At 53.6% G+C, this 1,221-nt stretch carries 1 protein-coding gene; it reads right to left on the bottom strand.

What is annotated here, in order from left to right; translation table 11 throughout:
* Positions 1-29: 29 nt before the first annotated feature.
* Positions 30-1,150 (bottom strand): IS3-like element ISSen4 family transposase gene (locus N6G83_RS54340; RefSeq protein ID WP_087451024.1). Its coding sequence is split into 2 segments (ribosomal slippage): positions 30-892 and positions 892-1,150, totalling 1,122 coding nucleotides; the frame shifts between segments, so codons are not numbered across the junction.
* Between the last annotated feature and the right edge of the window lie 71 nt (positions 1,151-1,221).

Raw genomic sequence — 1,221 nt, 5'->3', positions numbered from 1 at the left:
TGACCTGCCCCCACGATTAGATACAACACTCAGTTAGTAACGTCGGAATCTTCATTCTCAGAATGACCCTTTCTCCAGCCCGCTGCAAATTCAGACGGTGTCTGATAATTCAGCGTGGAGTGCGGGCGGCATTCGTTATAATCCTGCCGCCAGTCATTAATAATTTTCCTGGCATGAACGATATCGCTGAACCAGTGCTCATTCAAACATTCATCGCGAAATCGTCCGTTAAAGCTCTCAATAAATCCGTTCTGCGTTGGCTTGCCCGGCTGGATTAAGCGCAACTCAACACCATGCTCAAAGGCCCATTGATCCAGTGCACGGCAAGTGAACTCCGGCCCCTGGTCAGTTCTTATCGTCGCCGGATAGCCTCGAAACAGTGCAATGCTGTCCAGAATACGCGTGACCTGAACGCCTGAAATCCCAAAGGCAACAGTGACCGTCAGGCATTCCTTTGTGAAATCATCGACGCAGGTAAGACACTTGATCCTGCGACCGGTGGAAAGTGCGTCCATGACGAAATCCATCGACCAGGTCAGATTGGGCGCCGCCGGACGGAGCAGCGGCAGACGTTCTGTTGCCAGCCCTTTACGACGTCTTCTGCGTTTTACGCCCAGGCCACTGAGGTGATAAAGCCGGTACACGCGCTTATGATTAACATGAAGCCCTTCACGGCGCAGCAACTGCCAAATACGACGGTAGCCAAAACGCCTGCGCTCCAGTGCCAGCTCAGTGATGCGCCCTGATAAATGCGCATCAGCAGCCGGACGGTGAGCCTCATAGCGGCAGGTCGACAGGGATAAACCTGTAAGCCTGCAGGCACGACGTTGCGACAGACCGGTCGCATCACACATCAACATCACGGCTTCCCGCTTCTGGTCTGTCGTCAGTACTTTCGCCCAAGAGCCACCTGAAGCGCCTCTTTATCCAGCATGGCTTCGGCAAGCAGCTTCTTGAGTCTGGCGTTCTCTTCCTCAAGCGACTTCAGGCGCTTAACTTCAGGCACCTCCATACCGCCATACTTCTTACGCCAGGTGTAAAACGTGGCATCGGAAATGGCATGCTTGCGGCAGAGTTCACGGGCGGGTACCCCAGCTTCGGCTTCGCGGAGAATACTGATGATCTGTTCGTCGGAAAAACGCTTCTTCATGGGGATGTCCTCATGTGGCTTATGAAGACATTACTAACATCGGGGTGTACTAATCAACGGGGAGCAGGTCA

The organism is Serratia sp. PL7 (assembly GCF_945957435.1).
The sequence above is the reverse complement of the archived record's forward strand: the minus strand, read 5'-3'. Positions and strand labels throughout refer to the sequence as shown.